The following is a 20,826-nucleotide window of genomic DNA, read 5'->3' as shown; positions in this document are numbered from 1 at the left end:
ATCCCTTAAGGTGTTCGCGCTTATTCGTCTCCAACGAGGCTAAGGGCGCGCAAACGCACGTTTCTCGTTACGAAGGATCAGATCGCCTGACAACCAGCGCGGTTTTGGTCAGGGATAAAGGTGGCGGACACTCCGCCCGGCAGGGGTCTGCCAGACAGCAGCCCGCCGCATAGAAGGATTTGAAATATGCGTATTGCAATGATCGGCACCGGGTATGTCGGACTGGTCTCAGGCGTTTGCTTTTCGGATTTTGGTCATGATGTGATCTGCGTCGACAAATCCGCCCGCAAGATTGAAATGCTGCAAGCCGGAGAGGTTCCGATTTACGAACCGGGCCTTGACGTTCTGATGGCGAAGAACGTAGCCGCTGGTCGTTTGAGTTTTACCACCGATCTTGCCAGTGCGGTTGACGGGGCCGACGCCGTGTTCATCGCCGTGGGTACGCCGACGCGCCGCGGTGACGGACATGCCGACCTGACCTTTGTCATGGCCGCTGCAGAGGAAATCGCCAAAGCGATCACTGACTATACCGTTGTCGTGACCAAATCGACCGTTCCCGTTGGCACCAACCGTCAGGTCCAACAGGTTGTCTCTGCCGCCAATCCCAAAGCTGCGTTTGACGTGGCCTCGAACCCCGAATTCCTGCGCGAAGGTGCAGCGATCGACGACTTCATGCGCCCTGATCGAGTGGTCGTCGGCGTTGAAAGTGAGCGCGCTGCCGAAGTGATGGCCGAGATCTATCGCCCTCTTTATCTGCGTGATTTCCCAATCCTGACCACAGATTTGGAAAGCGCCGAGATGATCAAATACGCTGCAAACGCGTTTCTGGCAACGAAGATTACCTTTATCAATGAGATCGCGGGCCTGTGCGAACGGGCCGGCGGCGACGTCAAAGAGGTCGCCCGCGGCATCGGGCTGGACGGACGTATTGGAAACAAGTTCCTGCATGCCGGCCCGGGATATGGCGGATCCTGCTTTCCAAAAGACACGGCAGCCTTGGCGCGGATTGGTCAGGACCACGCCTATCCGATGCAAATCACCGAGACCGTGATGCGCGTCAACGACGAGGTGAAAAAGCGCATGATCGACAAGATCCGCGAAGCTTGCGATGACAGCTTCAATGGCAAAACCATTGCCGTACTCGGCGTGACCTTCAAACCCAACACCGATGACATGCGCGACGCACCTTCGTTGACCATCGTTCCCGCACTGATCGGAGGAGGCGCGCAGGTGCGCGTGGTTGACCCACAGGGACGTTCAGAAGGTGAAGATCTTCTGCCCGGTGTTCACTGGATGGACGACCCCTATGCGGCCGCGAAAGATGCTGATGCCGTTGTGCTGCTGACCGAGTGGAACGAATTTCGCGCGTTGAACCTGAGCGATCTGGCAGACGCGATGAAAACTGCACGCATGGTCGACCTGCGCAACATCTATTCTTCAACCATGGTGCTGGGTGCTGGCTTTGACAACTATGTCGGCGTGGGCGTCGGCGAGGCGACAGACAGCAATAAAACCTAGCACATCATACCTTTGCAGGTGGGCCCGGGCCTGAATGGTAGGCCCACCTATGCAATCCGCGCGCGCTAGACCTAGAGCAATCAGGCCCCGATCTCTGATTGCAAGAAAAGCCCGCGCCAGAAGTCCTGACCGTCCCAAAACGGTCCGAAATTATGCATCGCACCAACAGGCACCAAACGAAGTACCCGGCTGTCAAACAGCGCGCGCGACCACGTCCGAACGGTATCTGGTGTCGCGATATATCCAACAGTCTGGATATTGTCCGGAAGCAAAGTAATGGCGGCTTCACGAGTTTGAGCCATGATACGTAAACTCATGAGCCCTGGCGTGCCCCCGGATGACGCGCCACCTGCGACAAATACCGCGCTGCCATTCGATGCGCGCGCTGCATAGCTGCCTTCGGCGCGCGCAACCTGTTCTGCCATGAAAGTGTCGGATGCGATATGCACTGGTGGACGTGTCGTGATCCGGTTGTCGCACAGCGCTTTCATGCGATCGGCGATAGCAGCCGCCTGTTCGGCTGTTCCATCTATCAGCACAAGGCTCTGCGGCGACGTGCAGCCCGCCTTTCCATAGACCCTGAACACACGCAACAACGTTTCCAGAGCCGCATCATCAAGCGCCGATGGCTCTCCCCAAACCAAAGAACTGTGATCTCGGAAGGCAAAAAATGGCGTACCTGCTTTATGTGGCAAGGCCTCGACTGCCAAAGCTGCCGTATCACTGCCAAAGAAAACCCGCGCATCAGCGGTCAAAGACCAGTCTTTGTTGCGCGGGTCGTATCGGTCAAAACACTCGGTTATCAGATTGTCTGTCCAAAGGTGGGTTAGAACAGGCCCGGCGCCGGCGTTCAGGATTTCCTCTCGCAGTGCGGCTGTCAGATTGACTGACGCCTGACCTGCTTTGGCCAGAACGCGCGCGCCAGTCAGCAGGCAAAGTATGGCGGCAAGCGGACCAAGTAGGCTTACATTGTTCGGCAACCAGACTGCTATATTCGAACGCGGGCGCGCCATGCGATAGGGCATCTTGGCTTGTCCGTCACAACGGGAGCCAAAACTGTTGGTGAAGACTGCACGCAAGCTTGCTCCGCGCATGAAACTCAGCAAATACCCCCACTCATCGCGGCTAAATGCGGCGGGGGCACCCCGCCGCGCCATGCGTGCTGTTATGTCGTCATACTCATCACACAGAGCATCCAGCGCGAAAGGCAGCGCGACTTCGATGATGCGGTCGCTTGCGTCGCGGAAACTATGGGGAACAAGCACCGGATCAGACATTTGCGCAACCCCGCGTCTCTGTCTTGGGCAAGCGCCCAAGCAACTTGAATCGGCGACCGGTGCGGCCACATGGACACGGATTGGTGCTGACCTCGCCTTGATCCTCGGTCAGCACATTGTGGTAGGGGCTGCCCCTAGGCGTCACATTCATCAACTGCAATTGCGCCGGGGCATCGTAGACCAGACCATGATCAAATGGGTCGCGGCCCAGCACGTCCGCCCATACCGGGACATGCCGCCACCCGGCCGCGCATTCCGGGTAGACTATGCCGTTTTGTTCAACCAACCCATAGTAATCCACCACACATGACCCGGGGCCAGAGATACCCAGCAGCTTTTGCGTCATGGCGTCTTTGGAAACACGCGCGGCCTCAAGCTTTTTCCAACCACCACTATGCACATAGGTGATCTGGACCTCGCGCAGTCGTTTGGCGATGTGCGATGGCATATCGTTCCCCGCCCAAAGCCGCCACAATACCCACGTGAAGCCATAAACCACGACCGCATCATTGCTGTGCAGGGCATCCTCCAAATGGTCCCATAGGACCGGACTGTCCTGTTCCTGCGATGCCAGCCCGAAATACAGCTTGGTTGCAAAAGGACGCAACGCAAGCCCCGCCGCGATACGCGCGCTCACCGTTCCGCGCTGCACCAACGCGGACTTCGTATCCAATATGATCAGAGGTCGTTTCTGGCCGCCGATGTAATCGGCCAGGATCGCCTGACTGCTTTTGGCCTGCAGGTCGCTACTGTAGCGGTCCAAAGCGACCTGACTTGACACATCGGAAGACGTGGCGGACGAGTTCAGCACACGCTCGTGCCTGATCGAACCGTCCTGGGTTCGAAAACGCACATGCTTGAATGTCGAGACATGAAGAAACGGCAAGTCTTCAACCCGGCCGACTGGCGAAATATCCGGAAAGATACGCGCATACTCGGGGCAGTGCGTTTGGTGGAACTGTGTGATCCGGTTCATTTCCGTCAGAAAAGCGGCGTCGTCACGAACCCCGTAGACTGGCATGTCCAGAAGATCGCTCATTGGTTTTGAACCTGCGCAATCAGATCATCAAGAGTGCCGGGGCGTACTGTGGCAACATTCGTACGTGTACACATATCGCGCAGTATCAGCTTCCAGTTCTGCCGGATCAGAGCGGGCCAATCCAGCGGCAGGCGCAGCGCCGGGCCGGAAAGCGCGCTTGCGAATGCCAGCAGCGCATCTTTATCGATGCCTGCAGCATCCAGATGTTCAGCCGCCTTGCCTGAGCGCATAAAGTTATAACGCAGAACGGGTGCCAGAAACCCCGAGCACAGCCGCGCATGGCCCAAACTGTCGCTTCGGCCCAGTCGCACCATTTCGGCGCGCGCGGGCGCCTCGAGCACATGCGCCAACCCGTGCACCAGTCCGACGGATGACTGCGCTTGTCCGGCGCTTGCCAACGCGCTGAGTTCGAACCACTCAGGGTCGGTCGTCACACCCAGTCTCAGCATGCGATGCACCAGATCCGAAAGACTTTGCCGTACTGCGGCACTTGCCAGAGGTGACAGCAATCCTTCCAAAGCATGAGTAAGGGAATCTCCGACGGACCAGGCGATATCCTCGTCACTCAAACTGTCCAGCGCGAAGGGCAGATACGCCCTGAAATCGGCACGGAACTCAGGCCCTTTCAAAACAGTTTTGGCACCCTGATTGTCCAGAACCGCAATATCGTTGGCCTCAGCGCCGCTGCCAAAGCGCGTCGCGATGGCAAGAAGCTTACATTCCGCGGCTGCGCGCCCGCCACGCTTTTGCGGCATCAATGCGCGTCCCCCCACCCAAAACAACCAGCAGTTTGGTGTCCATTGGAATGTCATCGAATACATCAACCACTTGCAGAGAAGCCAAAGCCGGAACCCGCGCCGCCGTCGCGGTTCGGCCCGTCATGACTACTTTCTGACCTGAAATCAGATCAGCCAATTCTGACGGTTCAAGGCGCGGGGTGCATTCAATCAAATACGACACCCCGAGCTTGCAGGAAACCGACAATATCGGCGACGCTGGACAGGGCGATCGCCTCTTCTTCGCTAGGATGATGCCCAAAACCTCTTCGATGCCGATCGCAACCGCGACAGTTGCCATCGAGTCCCAGGTATCTAATCCGTCGCGGGTCAAATCACGAGAGAATTGCCCATCCTCCAGCAACAGAACATCCTCCAGCAGGTCCTGAAGTTTTTCGAGATTGGTCATAAACATCCGTTCCTTTCAAACGCGCTGATCCCAGAGGATTTCCTTGTCTGGCAGCCCTTAAGGGCCTTCAGGTCAATTTTTGAATTGCTCAGTCTCGGCAGGTTGTCAACGCGAATGATCTGCAAGGGCCAATGCGCCCGCGGATGCGTCGCCCGAATGGCTTGTAGGACAGCGCGCGCGATTGCACGATCGGCGTGTCCCGAAAGAAAAAGCTGAACACCCGGTTCGCCCGCGCGATCAAAAGCAGGAACAAGTGCGTATTCCTGTTGCCAGGCTGCCTCAATCGAGCTGCTCAGGCGCAGCAGCGAAACTTTCTCACCATGGCGTTTGAAGACTTCATTCGTGCGGCCTTGTAGCTGCCACGGGCCCGTTTCGTCCTGCTCGGCCCGGTCGCCGGTCCCGATCCATCCATCATCTGCAAACGGCACATAGCCCTCGGGCGTCACAGTACCAAGCGCGGCGTATGGGCTATGGAACATCAACTCGCCTGTCTCGGATTTGCGAAACGAAACGCCTGACAGAAGAGGGCCTAACTGACCGGCAGGTGGTGTGCTTTGAGACCGCACGTTTGCGGTGACATCTTTTATGGCAAGTCGCGGCATGGCTTCGGCACAGCCGTAGTTGTCAAAGAACCGCGCATTCGGGAACAGCTTTGCAAGGTCAGCGCTATGCGCCCACGGAAATGGACTGCCTGCAAACGCAACCGTTTTGACCCGCGGAAAGGACCCGCCCCCCAGCGCTTTCAGCAGAGGCACCTGCGCCGCCACCAGGCAAATCAGCGCCCGTTCGCTGTCGTTTAGGATCCCGACGAGTTTGCCGGGGTCGGACAGCCGCGCGAAAGCCAGAGGTAACCCGATTGTTTGCGACAAGACCCATTGGTTCACAAACGAAAAGCAATAGCTCAGCGGCAGAGTCACAACAGCCGTGTCACCTTTGGCTACACCTTGCAGTTTTCCGATCTGGTCGGCGATTGCGATTGCGCGTGTGCGGCTTGCGACCAGAAGCTTGGGCGCTCCGGTCGAACCCGATGTGCTCAGCAACACATGATCGCGGCGCAATGGGTCCGGCAGCGCTCGCAGCGCACCTTCGATCCAGGTCTCATCCTGATCAAATTGCTGCGGCAAAACTGCGAACGTGTCTGTGCCGGGCTGCCAAAGCCGTTCGAGGCTGTCCAGAAACGCGCTGTTGGTCTGGTCGTACAGGATCATGAGTTTGCCTTGGCCACCTGATCAGAGTTCTTGGTTTGCACCTCTTATCGCCAAGACCCGGAAAATGAAACTCGACCCGGACAGTTTACCTTTGATGCCATCGCGATGCGGCCTGACATCCCAGCTTTTGTGAATGGCGTCTTTGGACCCATTGTAATAGCAATTGGGTTGATACACGAACCACAAGGTCGCGATGCCATGCAGGGCAACAACTCTACACATCCTGCCGACGTGCGGGCGGACGCAGAAGCGTGGACCGCCCTTGAAGCCGAGCTTGACCAATGGCAGGCGCTGGGTCGGACGGCCACGTTCTGGTGGCGCGACGATGATGCATCGCGCACAGGGCCGCGCCTTGCACGCTTGCTGTCGCTGTCGCAGCAAATGAAAGCACCAATCGTTCTGGCCTCGATCCCAGCGACCTCGGACGCGGCCTATGCCGAGGCCGTTCTGAACTGTCCAACGGCGTATGTCGCGCAGCATGGCTATGCTCATATCAACCATGCCAAAGGCAGTGGCGACAAAGGCGCGTGGGAATTGGGTCGTCACAGACCCCTCGAGGATGTACTGGCCGAACTGCGGCAGGGCCGAGATATCTTGCTGGGGCTCTTTGGAGCCCGCCGGTTCCTATCTGTCATGGTGCCACCATGGAACAGGATAGACCCCACCGTGACGCAGAAGCTGACAATGCTGGGATTTAGTGCGCTTTCTTTATGCGATGCGCGTCCGGCGCCCGAAGCGGCACCAGGGCTGCGCCTTGTAAACAGCCATTGTGACCCGATCAAATGGAAAGGCGGTGCACGGTTTACCGGCACCGCCAAATCGGTTTCATTCATAACCAGCCATCTTGCATCCCGTCGAGCCGGAACAGTTGATCCGCACGAGCCCACCGGGCTTTTGACCCATCATATCGATCACGACGCAGCCACGTGGACTTTCTGCGAAACGCTCCTGTCGCTCCTTTCCGAACACCCATCAGCCCGGTTCCCATCGCCAGAGGACATCTTTGCCCCATGATCGTCAGGCCCGCCCAGAAAGAAGACACCGAAGCTGCGGTCGCGTTGCTGCATGGCAAAATGAACTCAAAGCTATCGCTGGAACGTTGGCGGGGCATCTTCGATTATGATTGGAATATGCCCAAACCCAACTATGGCTACGTGGCCGAGGCAGATGGCCGTATTGTTGGCTATTTGGGCGCGGTGCATTCGGAACGCGCTCTGCCCGAAGGTCGGCTGAAACTGACGAATATGTGCGCGTGGTATGTCGAAAAAGAGTATCGCGGCAGCGCCGGGTTGCTGCTGATGATGAAGGCCACCGCCGACCCCGAGCGGCACTACACAAGCATGACCAGCACGAGCAATCCGCGCACCATGGCGGCATTGCGTGCTTGCGGATTCGCCTCGCTGGACGACTACCGCTGGGACTGGCAGAGACGCGACGCAGGGTCAGACGTGTTGACCGTAATCACCGATCCGGCAGAAATGGAGCCGCATCTTCGCGCACATGAAAAACGTTACGTCCGGGATATGCTGCGCTATGGCGTACGGCCCGTGCTGATGCAACATCCTGAAGGTGAGAGCTTTGCCATGTTCTCGGTCACCAAGAAGGGTGCAGATCAGCCATGGTGGGATGTGCTGTATATACGCACGCCCAAGGACGGCTTTCTGACCCAGTTTGGACAGGACATCGCAAACAAGCTGTTGCCCTCGGACGACGCGGTTCTGTCCGCTGACCAACGGTTCTGCGGCGGCCAGCCGCTTGACGGCACGCGCATCAAGCTGCCGGCACCCCGTTTTGTGAAATCCAAAAGCCTGAACGGACCCGAGCTGGATCATCTTTACACCGAACTGCAACTGCTCTCGCTCAAGCTAGATTGAATGACGTGCGCTTGGGTGCTGCGTCCAGTTGTGCAAAACAGATCGGGACAACAAATCTGAGGCTGCGGATGCTCACAAATTTCAGAAAAATGTTCTATCGCGCCCGGGGGTATTACAACGGTCGCCTGAACGGTGATCCGTTCCGCCTTGATCCCTACCATTCCAAATTCTGGCGCAAAGCAACCGCAGGAGACTGGGAGCCCGAGACCTTTGCAGTTCTGGACAAGTACCTTTCGCCTGATGAAGACTATCTCGATATCGGCGCATGGGCCGGGGCGACCGTCCTTTATGCCGCCCGCCGTGCGCGGCACGTGTGGTGTTTCGAGCCTGACCCCGTGGCCTATCGCTATCTGATTTGGAATCTCGAATTGAACGGGATTACCAATGTATCCGCTTTCGGAGCAGCCTTGTGGCACGAAACCGGTGTGATGCGCATGGCCAGCCTGGGTGGAGAGCCTGGTGACTCCATGACCTCGGTGCTGGGCGATACCAGCCAGGGCTCGGATGTCCTGAGCCTCTCTTGGGAGACATTCAGGAACGCTGCAGACCTCAGCAGCGTTTCGTTGGTCAAAATGGATGTCGAGGGTGCCGAGTTCGCGCTGGTTCCATATCTGCGCACGTGGTTGCAGACGCAGCGCCCTGCATTCTACCTGTCCACACACGCCCCTTTCTTGGAAAAACCCGACAGTGCGGATGCGATGCTAAAACTGTCTCAAAATCTTGAATTTTATGACAGTTGCAGTTTGGACGGTGTTCAACAGCCGATCCAACAGGCGTTTTCATCGGATCGCGGTCTCAGCCAGTTCCCAAGCTATTTATTCGAGTAGGGACGTCTCGGACAGCACGGCCAAATGCGACGTGCATTGAACGATTATGGCCCAAGGCACGGCACCATTCGATCTTGGTGCCCGTTCGAGACGAAACCGTAGTATTCCCGATGCGATCAGCCTGCGCTGCACCTCAGGCGCTGGTCGCACGGGCTTTTTGGCCAATACTCAACCCGCCTATCTGCGCAACAAGAGAAACGATTTCCTCGATACCTTCGCGTTTGCGCAGAGACGAAAACACAAAGGGCCGACCATTGCGCATCTTTGTGGCGTCACGGTTCATGACCTCAAGCGATGCCCCCACATAGGGTGCAAGGTCCGTTTTGTTGATAATCAGAACGTCCGACTTGGTGATCGCCGGGCCGCCTTTTCGCGGTATTTCTTCCCCAGCCGCCACGTCTATCACGTAGAGCGTGATATCCGCGAGTTCCGGGCTGAACGTGGCGGACAGATTATCGCCGCCGCTTTCGATCAGCACCACATCCAGTTCGGGATGCCGCGCCTGCATTTCAGCAACCGCTGCGAGGTTGATCGAGGCATCCTCGCGTATCGCAGTATGCGGGCAGCCGCCGGTTTCTACGCCGATGATGCGGTCCTGCGGCAGGATCTGCATCCGCATCAGGGCCTCTGCATCCTCCTGCGTATAAATATCGTTGGTGATGACGCCCACGGAACAGACGTCTCGCAGGGCTTCAGAAAGTGCGGCGGTGAGTGTGGTTTTTCCGGCGCCGACCGGGCCGCCAATCCCCACGCGCAGTGGGCCGTTCATGCTGTTCATGTGCGAAACATCCTTGAATACTGGGTTTCGTGTTTCATCGACGCTATGTCCGACAAGAAGGCTGTCGCGCCCAGAGCATCGAGACCCGCGTCAACCGCCTGTTCGGCGACCCGCTGGCACACCGGCGTCAGATCGCGGATCAGGCGTTGGGCATCGGTCTGACCCAAAGGCACAAGCCGTGTCGCGCAGGTGATCAGGTTCGCCATGAATGCCTGCAGATACATCTGCGCAGTCAATCGCAACGGCAGGGATTGAAGACGCGCCGCGTAGCCAACGGCAACCGGATAGGTCAGATCGTTCAGATTTACGTCCCAAACGCCCCCGGTCACGCTGCTGAATGCTTGGCCCAGTAATTGCGTTTCCATCAATCGCTCGGACGAGGCGCTGAACGCGCGCGCGGTCTGATCAATATGCGCGAGCGTGTCGGGCGCACAAGCCTTGTAGGCGGACGCAAGAAACAAGCAGTCATTCCATCCACTGCCATGTTCGACAACATCCTCAACCCAGCGACCTGCCGAGGCAGAGCATGTAACCGCACCATTTTCGATGGCCCATTCCATCCCGTGCGAATAGGCGAAAGCGCCCACCGGATATGCGGGTGAAAGCCACTGAACCAGTGTCAGTATTTCGGTATCAGTGGGAGTGGCCATGGGTCCTGCCATGCCCATAGGCACCACCTTCAGGGGTAAAGGGCTCGACAGTTTCTGTTATGCGCGCCCCAAGTTTTTCAAGCATGTCGCGGATGACGTGGTCCCGCTGGATCAACAATCTTCCATCCTCGATCTGACAGGGTGTGTGGCGGTTGCCGATATGCCAGGCCAGCTTCAGCAGGTTGTCACCCGTTACTTCCAGCAGGTCTTCGGGCGCCGCCACAACCTCGATCTCGCGCCCGTCCTCAAGGACCAGCACCCCGCCGTGGTCCAACGATCTTGTTTGCGCCAGATCGACCAGAAAGGTCTCGCCCTCATCGGTAGCCAGCATTTTTCGGCGAAGGAAACGTCCGTCATAGTCCAAAGACACCTGTGCATGGGCCTGAGCGTGATGGTGATCGTGATAGATACGAGCAGTTTTGATAGCGGTGGTCATCTCGGCCTTCTTCTTGTCTCAGAACATGAAATAGCGCTGCGCCATCGGCAGCACTTCGGCGGGTTGGCAGGTCAGCAATTCGCCATCGGCGCGGACCTCGTAGGTTTCAGGATCAACATCGATCTCGGGCGTTGCGTCGTTCAACAGCAAATCACGCTTACCGATGTTGCGCGTGTTCTGCACGGCGACGGTTTGCTTTGCCAACCCAAGCGTTTCTCCAACCCCTGCCGCCTGCGCCGCTGCCGACACAAAAGTGATCGCAGACCGTTCAACCGCGCGACCGTAGGCTCCGAACATCGGTCGACTGTAGACAGGTTGCGGTGTGGGGATAGACGCATTCGGGTCGCCCATCTGCGCACAGGCAATGGTTCCGCCTAGCAATACCATCTCGGGCTTCACTCCGAAAAAGGCAGGGTTCCATAGGACCAGATCAGCGCGTTTGCCTTCCTCGATGCTACCGATTTCGTGGCTCAGGCCATGTGCAATCGCAGGGTTGATCGTGTATTTCGCGATGTACCTCCGAACCCGCAGGTTGTCATTATCGCCCGTTTCCTCGGGCAGGCGACCGCGCTGTTTCTTCATCTTGTCAGCGGTTTGCCAGGTGCGGATCAGCACCTCTCCGACCCGGCCCATGGCCTGGCTGTCAGAGGCGATGATACTGAACGCGCCCATGTCGTGCAGGATATCCTCGGCTGCAATGGTTTCGCGCCGGATGCGGCTTTCGGCAAAGGCCACATCCTCGGGGATGGATTTGTCCAAATGATGACAGACCATCAGCATGTCCAGATGTTCCTCGACCGTGTTGACGGTAAAGGGCCTCGTCGGATTGGTGGATGAGGGCAGAACATGGCTTTCACCACAGATCTTGATGATGTCCGGGGCGTGGCCCCCGCCCGCGCCCTCGGTGTGGAAGGCGTGGATGGTGCGGCCTTTCATGGCAGCAACGGTGTTTTCGACAAAGCCGGATTCGTTCAGCGTGTCGGTGTGGATCATCACCTGCACATCCATCGCATCAGCAACCGAGAGACAACAATCGATGGCGGCAGGTGTGGTACCCCAATCCTCGTGCAGTTTCAGGGCACAGGCCCCGGCGTTGACCTGCTCCTCCAGCGCGGCGGGCAGCGAGGCATTCCCCTTGCCCGCAAAGGCCAAGTTCATGGGAAACGCATCGGCTGCCTGCAGCATGCGCCCGATATGCCAAGGACCAGGCGTGCAGGTGGTGGCCAGCGTGCCATGGGCAGGTCCGGTACCGCCGCCCAACATGGTGGTCAGGCCGGAATGCAGTGCGTCTTCGATCTGTTGTGGGCAGATGAAGTGGATGTGGCTGTCAAAGCCCCCTGCGGTCAGAATACGCCCCTCACCCGCGATGGCCTCGGTGCCGGGGCCGATGATGATATCCACGCCGGGTTGGGTATCGGGGTTCCCGGCCTTGCCGATTTTGGCAATGCGCCCGTCTTTCAGGCCCACATCCGCCTTGTAGATACCCGAATGATCCACGATCAGCGCATTGGTGATGACCGTATCCACGGCTCCCTCGGCGCGCGTAGCCTGAGACTGACCCATCCCGTCGCGGATCACCTTACCGCCGCCGAATTTGACCTCTTCACCGTAAAGCAGCGCATTGTCGCCGGTTCCCCCGGTCGCGGCAGCGCCCGCGCGTTCGGCGGTTAGATCGCGCTCGACCTCGATCACCAGATCGGTATCGGCCAGCCGCAGTTTGTCACCGGTGGTGGGGCCGAACATGGCGGCATAGTCAGAACGTTTGATTGTTGCCGGCATCAGAGCGACCCCATGACCTTTTGATTGAACCCATAGACCTTGCGCGCGCCTCCGATCGGGATCAGCGAGACCTCGCGTGCCTGACCGGGCTCGAACCGAACGGCGGTGCCCGGCGCGATGTCCAGACGCAGCCCGTGGGCCGCAGCGCGGTCAAAGTCGAGCGCCGGGTTGGTTTCGGCGAAATGATAGTGTGAACCGACCTGAACCGGGCGATCGCCAGTATTGGCGACCATCAGGGTGATCGCCTTTGCGCTTGCATTCAGGGTGATCTCACCCTCGCCGGGAACAGCTCACCCGGGATCATTTGTTCAACTTCACCATCAATGCGATGACGGCCAGCGCGAAAACCGCAAGACCGACGCCCAAAGTCGCGTAGTCTGAACCGTGGGCGTGGACGTGAGTGCTGTTATGGGCGGCGGCTGGGCCAGCAAGTATCAGGGCGGGAAAGAGCATGCGGGTCATATCAGACCTCCTTTTCAGCGAATGGGATTATGTACCGTCACCAGTTTGGTGCCGTCGGGAAAGGTTGCCTCGACCTGAACCTCATGGATCATCTCGGGCACGCCTTCCATGCATTGATCGCGGGTTATGACCGCCGCCCCCGCCTGCATCATATCGGCGACGGATCGGCCATCGCGCGCGCCTTCGACCACCGCATCGGTGATCAGGGCAATCGCCTCGGGATGGTTCAGCCGAACCCCGCGCGCCAACCGTTTGCGGGCGACCTCGGCGGCCATGGCGATCAGTAGTTTGTCTTTTTCGCGTGGGGTCAGATTCATGTCAGAGCATCCAGCATCGGGGAAGAGAGCCATCGTTCAGGCAGCGCAGAACCGGCATCAGTGTTCGGCGCAGGGCAAAACCGGTTTCGGCCAGAAGCCGGACGACCATGAGATCCGGTTGGATCAGTGTGGCGCCGGCTGTCTCAGGCAGTATTTGCCGCACACGGTCCAATTGCGCTTCGGCTTTGGAAGAAACCAAGACGACCAGCGCCATCGCACCCGCGCCGCCCGCAATGGCTGCTCTGCTCAGATGAGAGTCAAGATCGCCACTGAACCGCATCACATCCAGAAACAGCGGCTTACCATCACGCCGAAGTTCAATCCGGTCGCGCAGGCGGACCTGCGTCAGGGTTTCCCCATCGCTTTGCGTCCGAAGATCAGCGGTTCGACCAGCAAGGCGGCGGCATCCGGCGCAAGGTCGACAAGCAGGTGCCGATCCAGAGCGCTGCCATCGAACAAGATCAATTCTTGCGGCAACCAGTTCAAACGCGCTCCGGCATCGACGACCAGGTGGTTCACAATCTGGCCCGACTGCCGCGGCATGGCTTTGTACGCACGCTCGCACGCCTGAGTGGTCACCGTGAGCGTCGTCCCTTTGCCCGCGCGTCCATGAAACCGAAACTTGTCACCGCCGGTAATACCACCTGCGGTATTAAGCAATACCGCATCCAGGGCCGCCCCAACTGCACGTGGGAACAGGCATTTGAACGAACCCGCCTGACGCAACCCATCCAGAACCGAGCGTTTTCCCAACCGCTTCGCACTCAGCTGCACCGACCCCTGCGCACGCGGCGGTGGCGCCGATTGGGTCGGTAATATCGGGGCAAGCTGTGTTATGGCGCACCTGCAGATCGAAGGACTTCGCCATTTGTTTTTCCGTTCAAGCCGCAGAACACTATCTATCCGGCGCAGGTTCGACGGCTTTACAGCGTATGTGCGTAAGTTTTGGGCGCTCAGGCGCGCTAGTGTCTATAAATTAATCATTCGAGGTTGATCCACCCTGGCCGTCCGGGAGCCATACCCCCCACTTCTTCTGATCAGCATTGGCGCTTGATCACCCAAACTCGGCGAGGAAAGCCGACACCTTTGACAGCCCCGCCCGAAGGATCGCCGGATTGTTGGCGTAACCGATCCGCACACAGCCTTCGAGCCCCAAGGCGGACCCGGGCGTGAACATCACACCGGTTTTCTGAAGCAGCTCAACACAGAACGTCCGCGAAGGGATATCAAGATCATAATGCAACAGCGCGGTCGTCCCCGCCTGGGGTTTGGTCCAGCTGATCCTCGGCTCACGCTCGACCCAAGCCGATAGGATTGCCAGGTTACCGCGTGTGATGGCTCGGCTACGGGCCAATATCTTGTCGTAGTGCTCGAGTGCGAGCGCTGCAAAGTGATCATCAATCATCCCGACCGAGATGGTGTCGTAGTCCCTGTGCACCGAAACGGCCTCGATCAACTCAGGATCAGCTGCGATCCACCCCAACCGCAGACCCGCCAGAGAAAATGCCTTGGACATACCCGACGTCGATATCCCTTTTTCATAAAGGTCCGACACCGCATCCGTCAGGCCAGAGCCCGCCTGTTCGGTGCCGCGATACACCTCGTCACACAGTAACCAAGCGCCAGCCTCGCGTGCGATTTTGACAACCTCAATCAAAAAGGCGCGGTCCATCATCGCCCCTGTCGGATTGTTAGGATTGTTGATCGCGATCAGCCTGGTCCCAGGTGTCGCAGCGGCGCGGAGTTCGTCCAGATCAGGCAGATAGCCGTTCTCGGCCCGCAGGTGAATTTGGGTCACCTCTGCACCGATACTCGCCGGGATCGAATAATGCTGCTGGTAGGTCGGCACAACGGCCACAACCCGGTCCCCACGTTCAACCAGTGTTTTGTGCACCAGCATGTTGGCACCGATCGTGCCATGGGTGACAATGATGTTCTCGCGCGTTTGCTGTTTGTAAAGGCCACAGATCGCATCACGCAGCCGGTCCGAACCCCGGATCGCTCCGTAGGTCATCTGCAGCCCCAGCAATTCGGACAAATCGTCAGAGTTGCGACCCGAAAGCTTCAGCAATTCGGCGATGGTCAGGCTTTCGACGCAGGTCTCGGCCAGGTTATAGGCGCATCTGGTTTCCCATTCGTCCATCCAGATTTCGACGCCAAAAGGTTCGATCTTCATAGTCTTTTCTTATCCTCTGATGCACGCCCGCAAGGGTTGCCAGTATGTTGTCACCCCGATCCATATCATGCGTAGGAACATCCGCATATGCGGGCTTGAGCACGGGCTGGCAGCGGTTTGTGATTTTCACAAGTCACATTCAATACGCCCGGACAAAGACGTATGGTCTCGGTTGAACAACACTCTGTGCTGGTGCAGCCTGAGAACCACAAAAACGGTATCGGCACGCTGCGGGGGCGGCGTTGGGACCGCCTGCTATTCACAAGCGCCCGAAACAGGCATTGGTGCTTCAGACCGTTCAGCCATAAAGCCCGATAGCTGCAACACCTGCGCCCACGATCAGAGCGGCGATGATCCGACGAAACTTGGGCCCTTCTCCGAACCAGATCACCCCCAGCAAGGCGGCGAAAACCACCGAGGTTTCACGCAGGGCTGAAACGATCCCAAGCGGCGCCGCGGATTTGGCATACAAAACCAGGGCATAGGCCAAACCCGACACCAATCCCCCTGCAAAACCAAGCATTAGAACTTTGGGCGGGGTTGCGCGAACACGTGGGAAGCGTGTGCCAAAAATGAAAATCACGATCAGGATCTTCGCCAAGAACAGCCAAGTGATATACCCCCCGACGCTGCCCGAAACGCGTATGCCGATCCCGTCAACAACAGTGTAGAACGCGACGATCACGCCAATCCCACAGGCCGCCAACAGCCCCGATCGGGACAGACCTCCCGACCAGACTCCGCGTGAGATCATCAGTATGCCCGCCGAGACGCACAAGATACCACCCCAGGCCCGGATCGAGAGCGTCTCGCCAATGAAAAGCTGCGCCATAAGCGCCACCAGTACCGGGGCCAACCCGCGTGAGATCGGGTAGATCAGGCTCAGATCACCTGCGCTATAGCCCACGTTCAGCAGGTAGAAATAACACCAATGCACCACGATCGAGGCGATCATATAGGGGATCGCCTCAGCCGCTGGCGGCGCAACCAGGAACACAGCAAACATGGCGGGCACAAAATGCCCCAGCGCGATCATCGCCAGTGTGACGGTTTTGTCCCCTGCCCCTTTGACCACCGCATTCCAAAACGCATGCAGGAATGCCGCCGTCAGAACGATCAGCGCGATCGAAAGCGTCAAGCGTGGGCCTTTATCGCCGCAATAACGATGTCCAGCGCCCGATCCAGATCATCCCGCGAAATGGTCAGCGGCGGAGACAAGGTCAGCACGCAGCCCTGACTGATCTTGAAGCTCACCCCGCCATTCAGACACTCATAGTAAATGCGCTCGGCACAGGCATTGTCGGCCTCACGCGTGCTGCGGCTTTTGACGATCTCGACCCCAAACATCAGGCCGCGGCCACGGATATCTCCGGCGATCTCGATCTTTGCCAGTTCGGTTTGCAGCCGCCCCATCGCGTGGGCACCCAGTTCGGCCGAGCGATCGACCAGCCCCTCATCCTCGATGATCTGGATCGTGGTCAGCGCTGCGCGCGCGGTCACGGGGTTCTTTTCGTGGGTGTAATGCCCGATGGCAAAGTCTCCGCATACGTCCAGATCACGACGGGCGACGCAAGCCGCGATGGGCAGGATGCCTCCGCCCAAAGCTTTGCCCAAGGTCACGATGTCAGGCACGATCTCATCATGCTCAAATGCGAACATCTTGCCGGTCTTGCCCAGACCGGTCGGGATCTCATCCATAATCAGTAGCGCGCCGTGCCGGTTGCAGGCCTCGCGCACCGATTTCCAGAACCCCGCCGGCGGCACATAAGGCACCGCGCGCATGGGTTCCGCAATGACGGCGGCCACATCGCCCTCGCGCTCCAAGGCGAATTCAACCATCTTGGCGCAGGCCAGACCGCAGGTTTCGGGCCCGGCGTGGTTATAAGGGCAGCGATAGCAGGCGAAGGGTGCCACATGCTCGGCCCCCGGCATCAAAGGCCCCGCGATATGGCTGCGGAACGTCGCCTCGCCGCCCACCGAGGCCGCTCCAAAGCCCGCCCCGTGAAACGCATCCCAGAAGCTGACGGTCTTGAACCGGCCAGTTGCGGCGCGCGCGATCTTCAGCGCCACCTCGTTGGCGTCTGACCCACCAGTGGTGAACAAGGTCTTGCCCAGCTCACCGGGCGCGATCTCGGCCAGCTTTTCTGCCAATTCCACCGCTGGATCATTGGTGAACCGGCGCGGCGCAAAGGGCAGATCATCCAGTTGCGCCTTGATCGCCTCGACCAGTCGCGGGTGGCCATAACCGATGTGATGGACCGAATTGCCATGGAAATCCATGTAGCGGCGGCCATCCATATCCTCGATCCAGATGCCTTCGGCCTTAGCGATTGTGCTGACGCAAGGGCTGGACAGGCTTTGATGCAAAAACGCGTCTGAATCCCGTTTCAGCAGCGGCGCAGAGCGTGGGCCAATCGACGACTTCAACCACGATTTGCGCGCATCCGAGGTGTTGGACTCGCCTTCGGTGTGGGTGATGCTGACTGACATATGATCCTCGATTCTGGCTTGCATCCGCTGAAATCAAAAGCGCGAGGCCCCATTAAGGACCCCGCGAGTTGGGGAGAAATTCAGGTGCCTCTCCTCCCGCTCACCTTGGCCATGGCAGGGAGTATGTTTTGACGTTAGTGAAGAACTTGATGGCTTCGATGACGCCTTCTTTGACGCCGTTGCCGGAGTCTTTGATGCCGCCGAAGGGGGACATTTCGATGCGGTATCCGGGTTGTTCCCAGATGTTGCAGGTGCCCACGTTGAGGCCGTTGATATAGGCGATGGCGCGGTTGAGGTCGTTGGTGCAGACACCCGACGACAGGCCGAACTCGGTGGAGTTCGAGATGCGCATCACCTCTTCATCATTATCCGGCACGCGGACGATGGGGATGATGGGGCCGAAGGTTTCTTCCATCACCAGCTCGCTGTCATGGGGCACTTTATCCACCACGATGGGCGGCAGCAGCGCGCCCTGGCGACCGGGGTGGTAGAGGATTTCTGCCCCCTCCTTCTCGGCCTGATAGACGCGGTTTTCGAAGATTTCCGCGGCCTTGTCGTGGATCACACAGCCCAGCTCGGTCTCGGGGTCCTGCGGGTCGCCAAACTTGATCTTCCTGGCCTTCTCCAGCACCAGCGGGACAAACTTGTCCGCCACGCTCTCCTGCACCAGAATGCGCTTGATCGCGGTGCAGCGCTGGCCCGAGTTGCCGGTGGCTCCGGCCACGGCAATGGTGGCCGCCTTATCCAGATCGGCATCGGAGAGGTCGTTCAGAACGATCAGCGGGTCATTGCCCCCAGTTCCAGCGCCTGACGTTTATAGACCGCCTTGGCCGCAATCATCTTGCCCACCGGCACACCGCCGGTGAAGGTGATGATGTCGATCTTGTCATTGACGATCATCTCTTCGCCAATGTCCTGCGGCCAGCCGGTGACCACTTGGAACATCTCGGGCGGCAGGCCCGCCTCATACAGGATATCCGCCAGCGTCAGCGCCGTCAGCGGCGTCAGCTCGGTCGGTTTGCAGACCATGCAATTGTTCGACGCGATCGACGGCGCGATCTTGTGGCTGACCATGTTCAGCGGGTGGTTGAAGGGCGTGATCGCGCTGATCGCGCCCACCGGTTCGCGGGTGGTGAAGATCTTACGGTCTTTGCCATTGTGGGTCAGGTCGCAGGAAAAGATCTCGCCATCATCCTTCAGCGCCTCGGCGGCGGCGAACTGATAGACATCCTGCGCGCGCTTGGTCTCGTAGATCGCGTGCTGGTGGCAGATGCCCAGTTCCAGCACCAGCCATTTGGCCAGATACTCGCGGCGCTCACCGATCAGTTCACCGGCGCGTTGCAGGATCTGGCTGCGTTCGTACCGGGTCAGCTTGGGCTTATACGCCGCCGCAATCTCGAACGCCTTGCGGGCGTGCTCGGCCTTGCCCGCGGGGACATGGCCGATCACTTCGTTGGTGTAGGGATAGAGAACCGGCACCGTCTCGTCGGTAAAGACGATCTCGCCGCCGATGCGCATCCCCTCGTTTCTGATCTCAGACACGGTCTGGTCCTTCATGGCTTACTGCGCCGCCGCTGTTGTGGCGTAGAAAAACGCATCAAAGTTGCGCAGATCGGGCGCGTTGCCCAGATCGATCACCCGGTTGACGATGAAGGGCACCTCCTGCTCGGTCAAGCCGCCATGGCTGCGCAGCGGCTCACCCAAGGCGGCCAGATCGTGACGATCCTCAGAGGTGCCGATGGTCATCTCGCCGGTGCAGACCATGGTCAGGTCACCGATGCGGTCAGCGGGCAGTTCGTATTTGGCAACCGCCTCTTCCTTGGTCAGCACTTCCAGCATCTCGGGCAGGGCTGCAACCTTGGCCTTGACCTCATCCCGGTCAGCGCCTTCGGGCAGGTAGACCGTGGCAAACGAGCCAAGCGCGCCGTGGTGAACCACATACGGGTCGGTGATCGGCAGGATTACACGGGCCTTGCCCTCACCCAGCCAGTCGTCAAACACGTCCTGCATGTAGATGACCGATGGCTCTTTCGAGACCGGCTCATGCTTGGCCTTCATGCCGTGGTCGGCGGTGACGACGATGGCCGCGCCCATCTCATCCAGTTGCGCCAGATACTTGTCGAACATGGCGTAGAAATCCAGCGCGCCCTGCTCTTCGGGGGCGAACTTGTGCTGCACATAGTCGGTGGTCGACAGGTACATCACGTCCGGGCGCATCTCTTTCAGCAGCTTCACACCGGCAGCAAAGACAAATTCCGACAGCTCGGCGGAATACACTTCCGGAACCGGCATCCCCAGCCAGGCGCTGGCATTGTCGATGCCGTGCTCGGCCTTGGTGGTCTCACCCGAACGTTCCGCGGAAAACGCAACCGCGCGGTCGTCGTCGAACTTCAGCCCTGCGCCCAGCAGCGCCCGCAGCTTGTCCTTGGCGGTGACCATGGCGACGCGATAGCCGGCCTCGTAGAATTGCGAGAAGATGGTCGGCGCGCGCAGGAAGCGCACATCGTTCATCATCACCTCTTCGCCGGTTTCCGGGTCATAGAGGAAGTTGCCGCAAATCCCGTGCACGATCGGCGGGCGACCGGTGGCAATCGACAGGTTGTTGGGGTTGGTAAAGCTGGGGATCACCGAATGCGCCAGACGGTCGGTGCCGGTCTCGCGGATGCGCTTGAGCGTCGGCATCAGGCCCTTGGCGATGGCCACTTCCAGGTATTCCGGCTCGCAGCCGTCCAGGCAGATGGCAATGGCAGGCACTTTGGGGGCCGGGTAGACGCGCTCATTCGCGGTCACGGGGTTTGGATGGTCATTTG

Annotated in this window: 19 protein-coding genes and 3 pseudogenes; 4 read left to right on the top strand and 18 right to left on the bottom strand. The window is 59.0% G+C overall.

Annotated elements, in window-relative coordinates; translation table 11 throughout:
- Positions 1–186: 186 nt before the first annotated feature.
- Complete coding sequence (locus ACR3EN_RS20215) at positions 187–1,518, top strand: UDP-glucose dehydrogenase family protein (RefSeq protein WP_480820999.1); 1,332 nt, start codon at positions 187–189, stop codon at positions 1,516–1,518.
- Positions 1,519–1,598: 80 nt separating this feature from the next.
- On the opposite strand, the gene ACR3EN_RS20210 is transcribed toward ACR3EN_RS20215, so the two are convergent.
- Genes ACR3EN_RS20210 through ACR3EN_RS20190 form a run of 5 tightly spaced genes read right to left on the bottom strand, consistent with a single transcriptional unit; the run spans position 1,599 to position 6,227 of the window.
- Positions 1,599–2,795, bottom strand: a complete 1,197-nt coding sequence (locus ACR3EN_RS20210) for an acyl-CoA reductase (RefSeq protein WP_480821001.1) — start codon at positions 2,793–2,795, stop codon at positions 1,599–1,601.
- Positions 2,788–3,834 carry a LuxE/PaaK family acyltransferase gene (locus tag ACR3EN_RS20205; protein WP_480821003.1) on the bottom strand — a complete coding sequence of 349 codons (1,047 nt, stop codon included), beginning with the start codon at positions 3,832–3,834 and terminating at the stop codon, positions 2,788–2,790. Before ACR3EN_RS20205 ends, ACR3EN_RS20210 begins: the two co-directional genes overlap by 8 nt.
- The gene (locus ACR3EN_RS20200) at positions 3,831–4,589 is read right to left on the bottom strand and encodes a dehydroquinate synthase/iron-containing alcohol dehydrogenase family protein (RefSeq protein WP_480918491.1); all 759 of its coding nucleotides are present in this window, start codon (positions 4,587–4,589) and stop codon (positions 3,831–3,833) included. Before ACR3EN_RS20200 ends, ACR3EN_RS20205 begins: the two co-directional genes overlap by 4 nt.
- Complete coding sequence (locus ACR3EN_RS20195; protein ID WP_480918490.1) at positions 4,549–5,019, bottom strand: hypothetical protein; 471 nt, start codon at positions 5,017–5,019, stop codon at positions 4,549–4,551. Before ACR3EN_RS20195 ends, ACR3EN_RS20200 begins: the two co-directional genes overlap by 41 nt.
- Entirely contained in the window at positions 5,016–6,227 is a 1,212-nt protein-coding gene (locus tag ACR3EN_RS20190; protein ID WP_480918489.1) for an AMP-binding protein, read from the bottom strand. The genes ACR3EN_RS20195 and ACR3EN_RS20190 overlap by 4 nt, the downstream gene beginning before the upstream one ends.
- 198 nt (positions 6,228–6,425) lie before the next feature.
- Here ACR3EN_RS20190 and ACR3EN_RS20185 point away from each other — a divergent pair, with 198 nt between their 5' ends.
- The 3 genes from ACR3EN_RS20185 (at position 6,426) to ACR3EN_RS20175 (ending at position 8,928) form a co-directional block, all read left to right on the top strand.
- On the top strand, positions 6,426–7,241 hold the full coding sequence (locus tag ACR3EN_RS20185) for a polysaccharide deacetylase family protein (protein WP_480821011.1): 816 nt from the start codon (positions 6,426–6,428) through the stop codon (positions 7,239–7,241).
- Positions 7,238–8,101: a GNAT family N-acetyltransferase gene (locus ACR3EN_RS20180; RefSeq protein ID WP_480821013.1), complete on the top strand. Its 864-nt coding sequence runs from the start codon at positions 7,238–7,240 to the stop codon at positions 8,099–8,101. The genes ACR3EN_RS20185 and ACR3EN_RS20180 overlap by 4 nt, the downstream gene beginning before the upstream one ends.
- An 89-nt stretch (positions 8,102–8,190) precedes the next feature.
- Positions 8,191–8,928, top strand: coding sequence for an FkbM family methyltransferase (locus ACR3EN_RS20175; RefSeq protein ID WP_480821015.1), 738 nt, complete (start codon positions 8,191–8,193; stop codon positions 8,926–8,928).
- 133 nt (positions 8,929–9,061) lie between these two features.
- Here ACR3EN_RS20175 and ureG read toward each other — a convergent pair whose 3' ends face one another.
- The 13 genes and pseudogenes from ureG to phnA form a co-directional block, all read right to left on the bottom strand.
- On the bottom strand, positions 9,062–9,706 hold the full coding sequence (gene ureG, locus ACR3EN_RS20170; RefSeq protein ID WP_480821017.1) for an urease accessory protein UreG: 645 nt from the start codon (positions 9,704–9,706) through the stop codon (positions 9,062–9,064).
- Positions 9,703–10,356, bottom strand: a complete 654-nt coding sequence (locus ACR3EN_RS20165; protein WP_480821019.1) for an urease accessory protein UreF — start codon at positions 10,354–10,356, stop codon at positions 9,703–9,705. Before ACR3EN_RS20165 ends, ureG begins: the two co-directional genes overlap by 4 nt.
- Positions 10,340–10,792, bottom strand: coding sequence for an urease accessory protein UreE (ureE, locus tag ACR3EN_RS20160; protein ID WP_480821021.1), 453 nt, complete (start codon positions 10,790–10,792; stop codon positions 10,340–10,342). The genes ACR3EN_RS20165 and ureE overlap by 17 nt, the downstream gene beginning before the upstream one ends.
- Before the next feature lie 18 nt (positions 10,793–10,810).
- A complete protein-coding gene (ureC, locus tag ACR3EN_RS20155) occupies positions 10,811–12,571 on the bottom strand; it encodes an urease subunit alpha (protein WP_480821023.1) in 1,761 nt (586 codons plus the stop codon).
- Positions 12,571–12,875: pseudogene (locus ACR3EN_RS20150) on the bottom strand (urease subunit beta). The gene ureC and the pseudogene ACR3EN_RS20150 overlap by 1 nt, the downstream one beginning before the upstream one ends.
- Positions 12,872–13,033, bottom strand: a complete 162-nt coding sequence (locus ACR3EN_RS20145) for a hypothetical protein (RefSeq protein ID WP_480821027.1) — start codon at positions 13,031–13,033, stop codon at positions 12,872–12,874. The pseudogene ACR3EN_RS20150 and the gene ACR3EN_RS20145 overlap by 4 nt, the downstream one beginning before the upstream one ends.
- A 14-nt stretch (positions 13,034–13,047) precedes the next feature.
- Complete coding sequence (locus ACR3EN_RS20140; protein WP_480821029.1) at positions 13,048–13,350, bottom strand: urease subunit gamma; 303 nt, start codon at positions 13,348–13,350, stop codon at positions 13,048–13,050.
- A 1-nt stretch (position 13,351) separates the two neighbouring features.
- Positions 13,352–14,124 (bottom strand): annotated as a pseudogene (locus ACR3EN_RS20135) (urease accessory protein UreD).
- 280 nt (positions 14,125–14,404) lie between these two features.
- Positions 14,405–15,526 carry an aminotransferase gene (locus ACR3EN_RS20130; RefSeq protein ID WP_480821033.1) on the bottom strand — a complete coding sequence of 374 codons (1,122 nt, stop codon included), beginning with the start codon at positions 15,524–15,526 and terminating at the stop codon, positions 14,405–14,407.
- A gap of 298 nt (positions 15,527–15,824) precedes the next feature.
- Positions 15,825–16,664, bottom strand: a complete 840-nt coding sequence (locus ACR3EN_RS20125) for an EamA family transporter (protein WP_480821035.1) — start codon at positions 16,662–16,664, stop codon at positions 15,825–15,827.
- Positions 16,661–18,016, bottom strand: a complete 1,356-nt coding sequence (gene pbfA, locus ACR3EN_RS20120; RefSeq protein ID WP_480821037.1) for a (R)-1-hydroxy-2-aminoethylphosphonate ammonia-lyase — start codon at positions 18,014–18,016, stop codon at positions 16,661–16,663. The genes ACR3EN_RS20125 and pbfA overlap by 4 nt, the downstream gene beginning before the upstream one ends.
- A 100-nt stretch (positions 18,017–18,116) precedes the next feature.
- Positions 18,117–19,534 (bottom strand): annotated as a pseudogene (gene phnY, locus ACR3EN_RS20115) (phosphonoacetaldehyde dehydrogenase).
- 42 nt (positions 19,535–19,576) lie between these two features.
- The gene (phnA, locus tag ACR3EN_RS20110) at positions 19,577–20,806 is read right to left on the bottom strand and encodes a phosphonoacetate hydrolase (RefSeq protein WP_480918488.1); all 1,230 of its coding nucleotides are present in this window, start codon (positions 20,804–20,806) and stop codon (positions 19,577–19,579) included.
- Positions 20,807–20,826 lie beyond the last annotated feature (20 nt).

It is taken from the genome of Ruegeria sp. G7 (assembly GCF_056535465.1).
This window is presented reverse-complemented; position numbering and strand designations above follow the sequence as displayed.

Coding starts and splice junctions, on each gene's coding strand:
- ACR3EN_RS20215 (WP_480820999.1), top strand. CDS start 187: ATGCGTATTGCAATGATCGGCACCGGGTATGTCGGACTGGTCTCAGGC.
- ACR3EN_RS20210 (WP_480821001.1), bottom strand. CDS start 2,795: ATGTCTGATCCGGTGCTTGTTCCCCATAGTTTCCGCGACGCAAGCGAC.
- ACR3EN_RS20205 (WP_480821003.1), bottom strand. CDS start 3,834: ATGAGCGATCTTCTGGACATGCCAGTCTACGGGGTTCGTGACGACGCC.
- ACR3EN_RS20200 (WP_480918491.1), bottom strand. CDS start 4,589: ATGCCGCAAAAGCGTGGCGGGCGCGCAGCCGCGGAATGTAAGCTTCTT.
- ACR3EN_RS20195 (WP_480918490.1), bottom strand. CDS start 5,019: ATGACCAATCTCGAAAAACTTCAGGACCTGCTGGAGGATGTTCTGTTG.
- ACR3EN_RS20190 (WP_480918489.1), bottom strand. CDS start 6,227: ATGATCCTGTACGACCAGACCAACAGCGCGTTTCTGGACAGCCTCGAA.
- ACR3EN_RS20185 (WP_480821011.1), top strand. CDS start 6,426: ATGCAGGGCAACAACTCTACACATCCTGCCGACGTGCGGGCGGACGCA.
- ACR3EN_RS20180 (WP_480821013.1), top strand. CDS start 7,238: ATGATCGTCAGGCCCGCCCAGAAAGAAGACACCGAAGCTGCGGTCGCG.
- ACR3EN_RS20175 (WP_480821015.1), top strand. CDS start 8,191: ATGTTCTATCGCGCCCGGGGGTATTACAACGGTCGCCTGAACGGTGAT.
- ureG (WP_480821017.1), bottom strand. CDS start 9,706: ATGAACAGCATGAACGGCCCACTGCGCGTGGGGATTGGCGGCCCGGTC.
- ACR3EN_RS20165 (WP_480821019.1), bottom strand. CDS start 10,356: ATGGCCACTCCCACTGATACCGAAATACTGACACTGGTTCAGTGGCTT.
- ureE (WP_480821021.1), bottom strand. CDS start 10,792: ATGACCACCGCTATCAAAACTGCTCGTATCTATCACGATCACCATCAC.
- ureC (WP_480821023.1), bottom strand. CDS start 12,571: ATGCCGGCAACAATCAAACGTTCTGACTATGCCGCCATGTTCGGCCCC.
- ACR3EN_RS20145 (WP_480821027.1), bottom strand. CDS start 13,033: ATGACCCGCATGCTCTTTCCCGCCCTGATACTTGCTGGCCCAGCCGCC.
- ACR3EN_RS20140 (WP_480821029.1), bottom strand. CDS start 13,350: ATGAATCTGACCCCACGCGAAAAAGACAAACTACTGATCGCCATGGCC.
- ACR3EN_RS20130 (WP_480821033.1), bottom strand. CDS start 15,526: ATGAAGATCGAACCTTTTGGCGTCGAAATCTGGATGGACGAATGGGAA.
- pbfA (WP_480821037.1), bottom strand. CDS start 18,016: ATGTCAGTCAGCATCACCCACACCGAAGGCGAGTCCAACACCTCGGAT.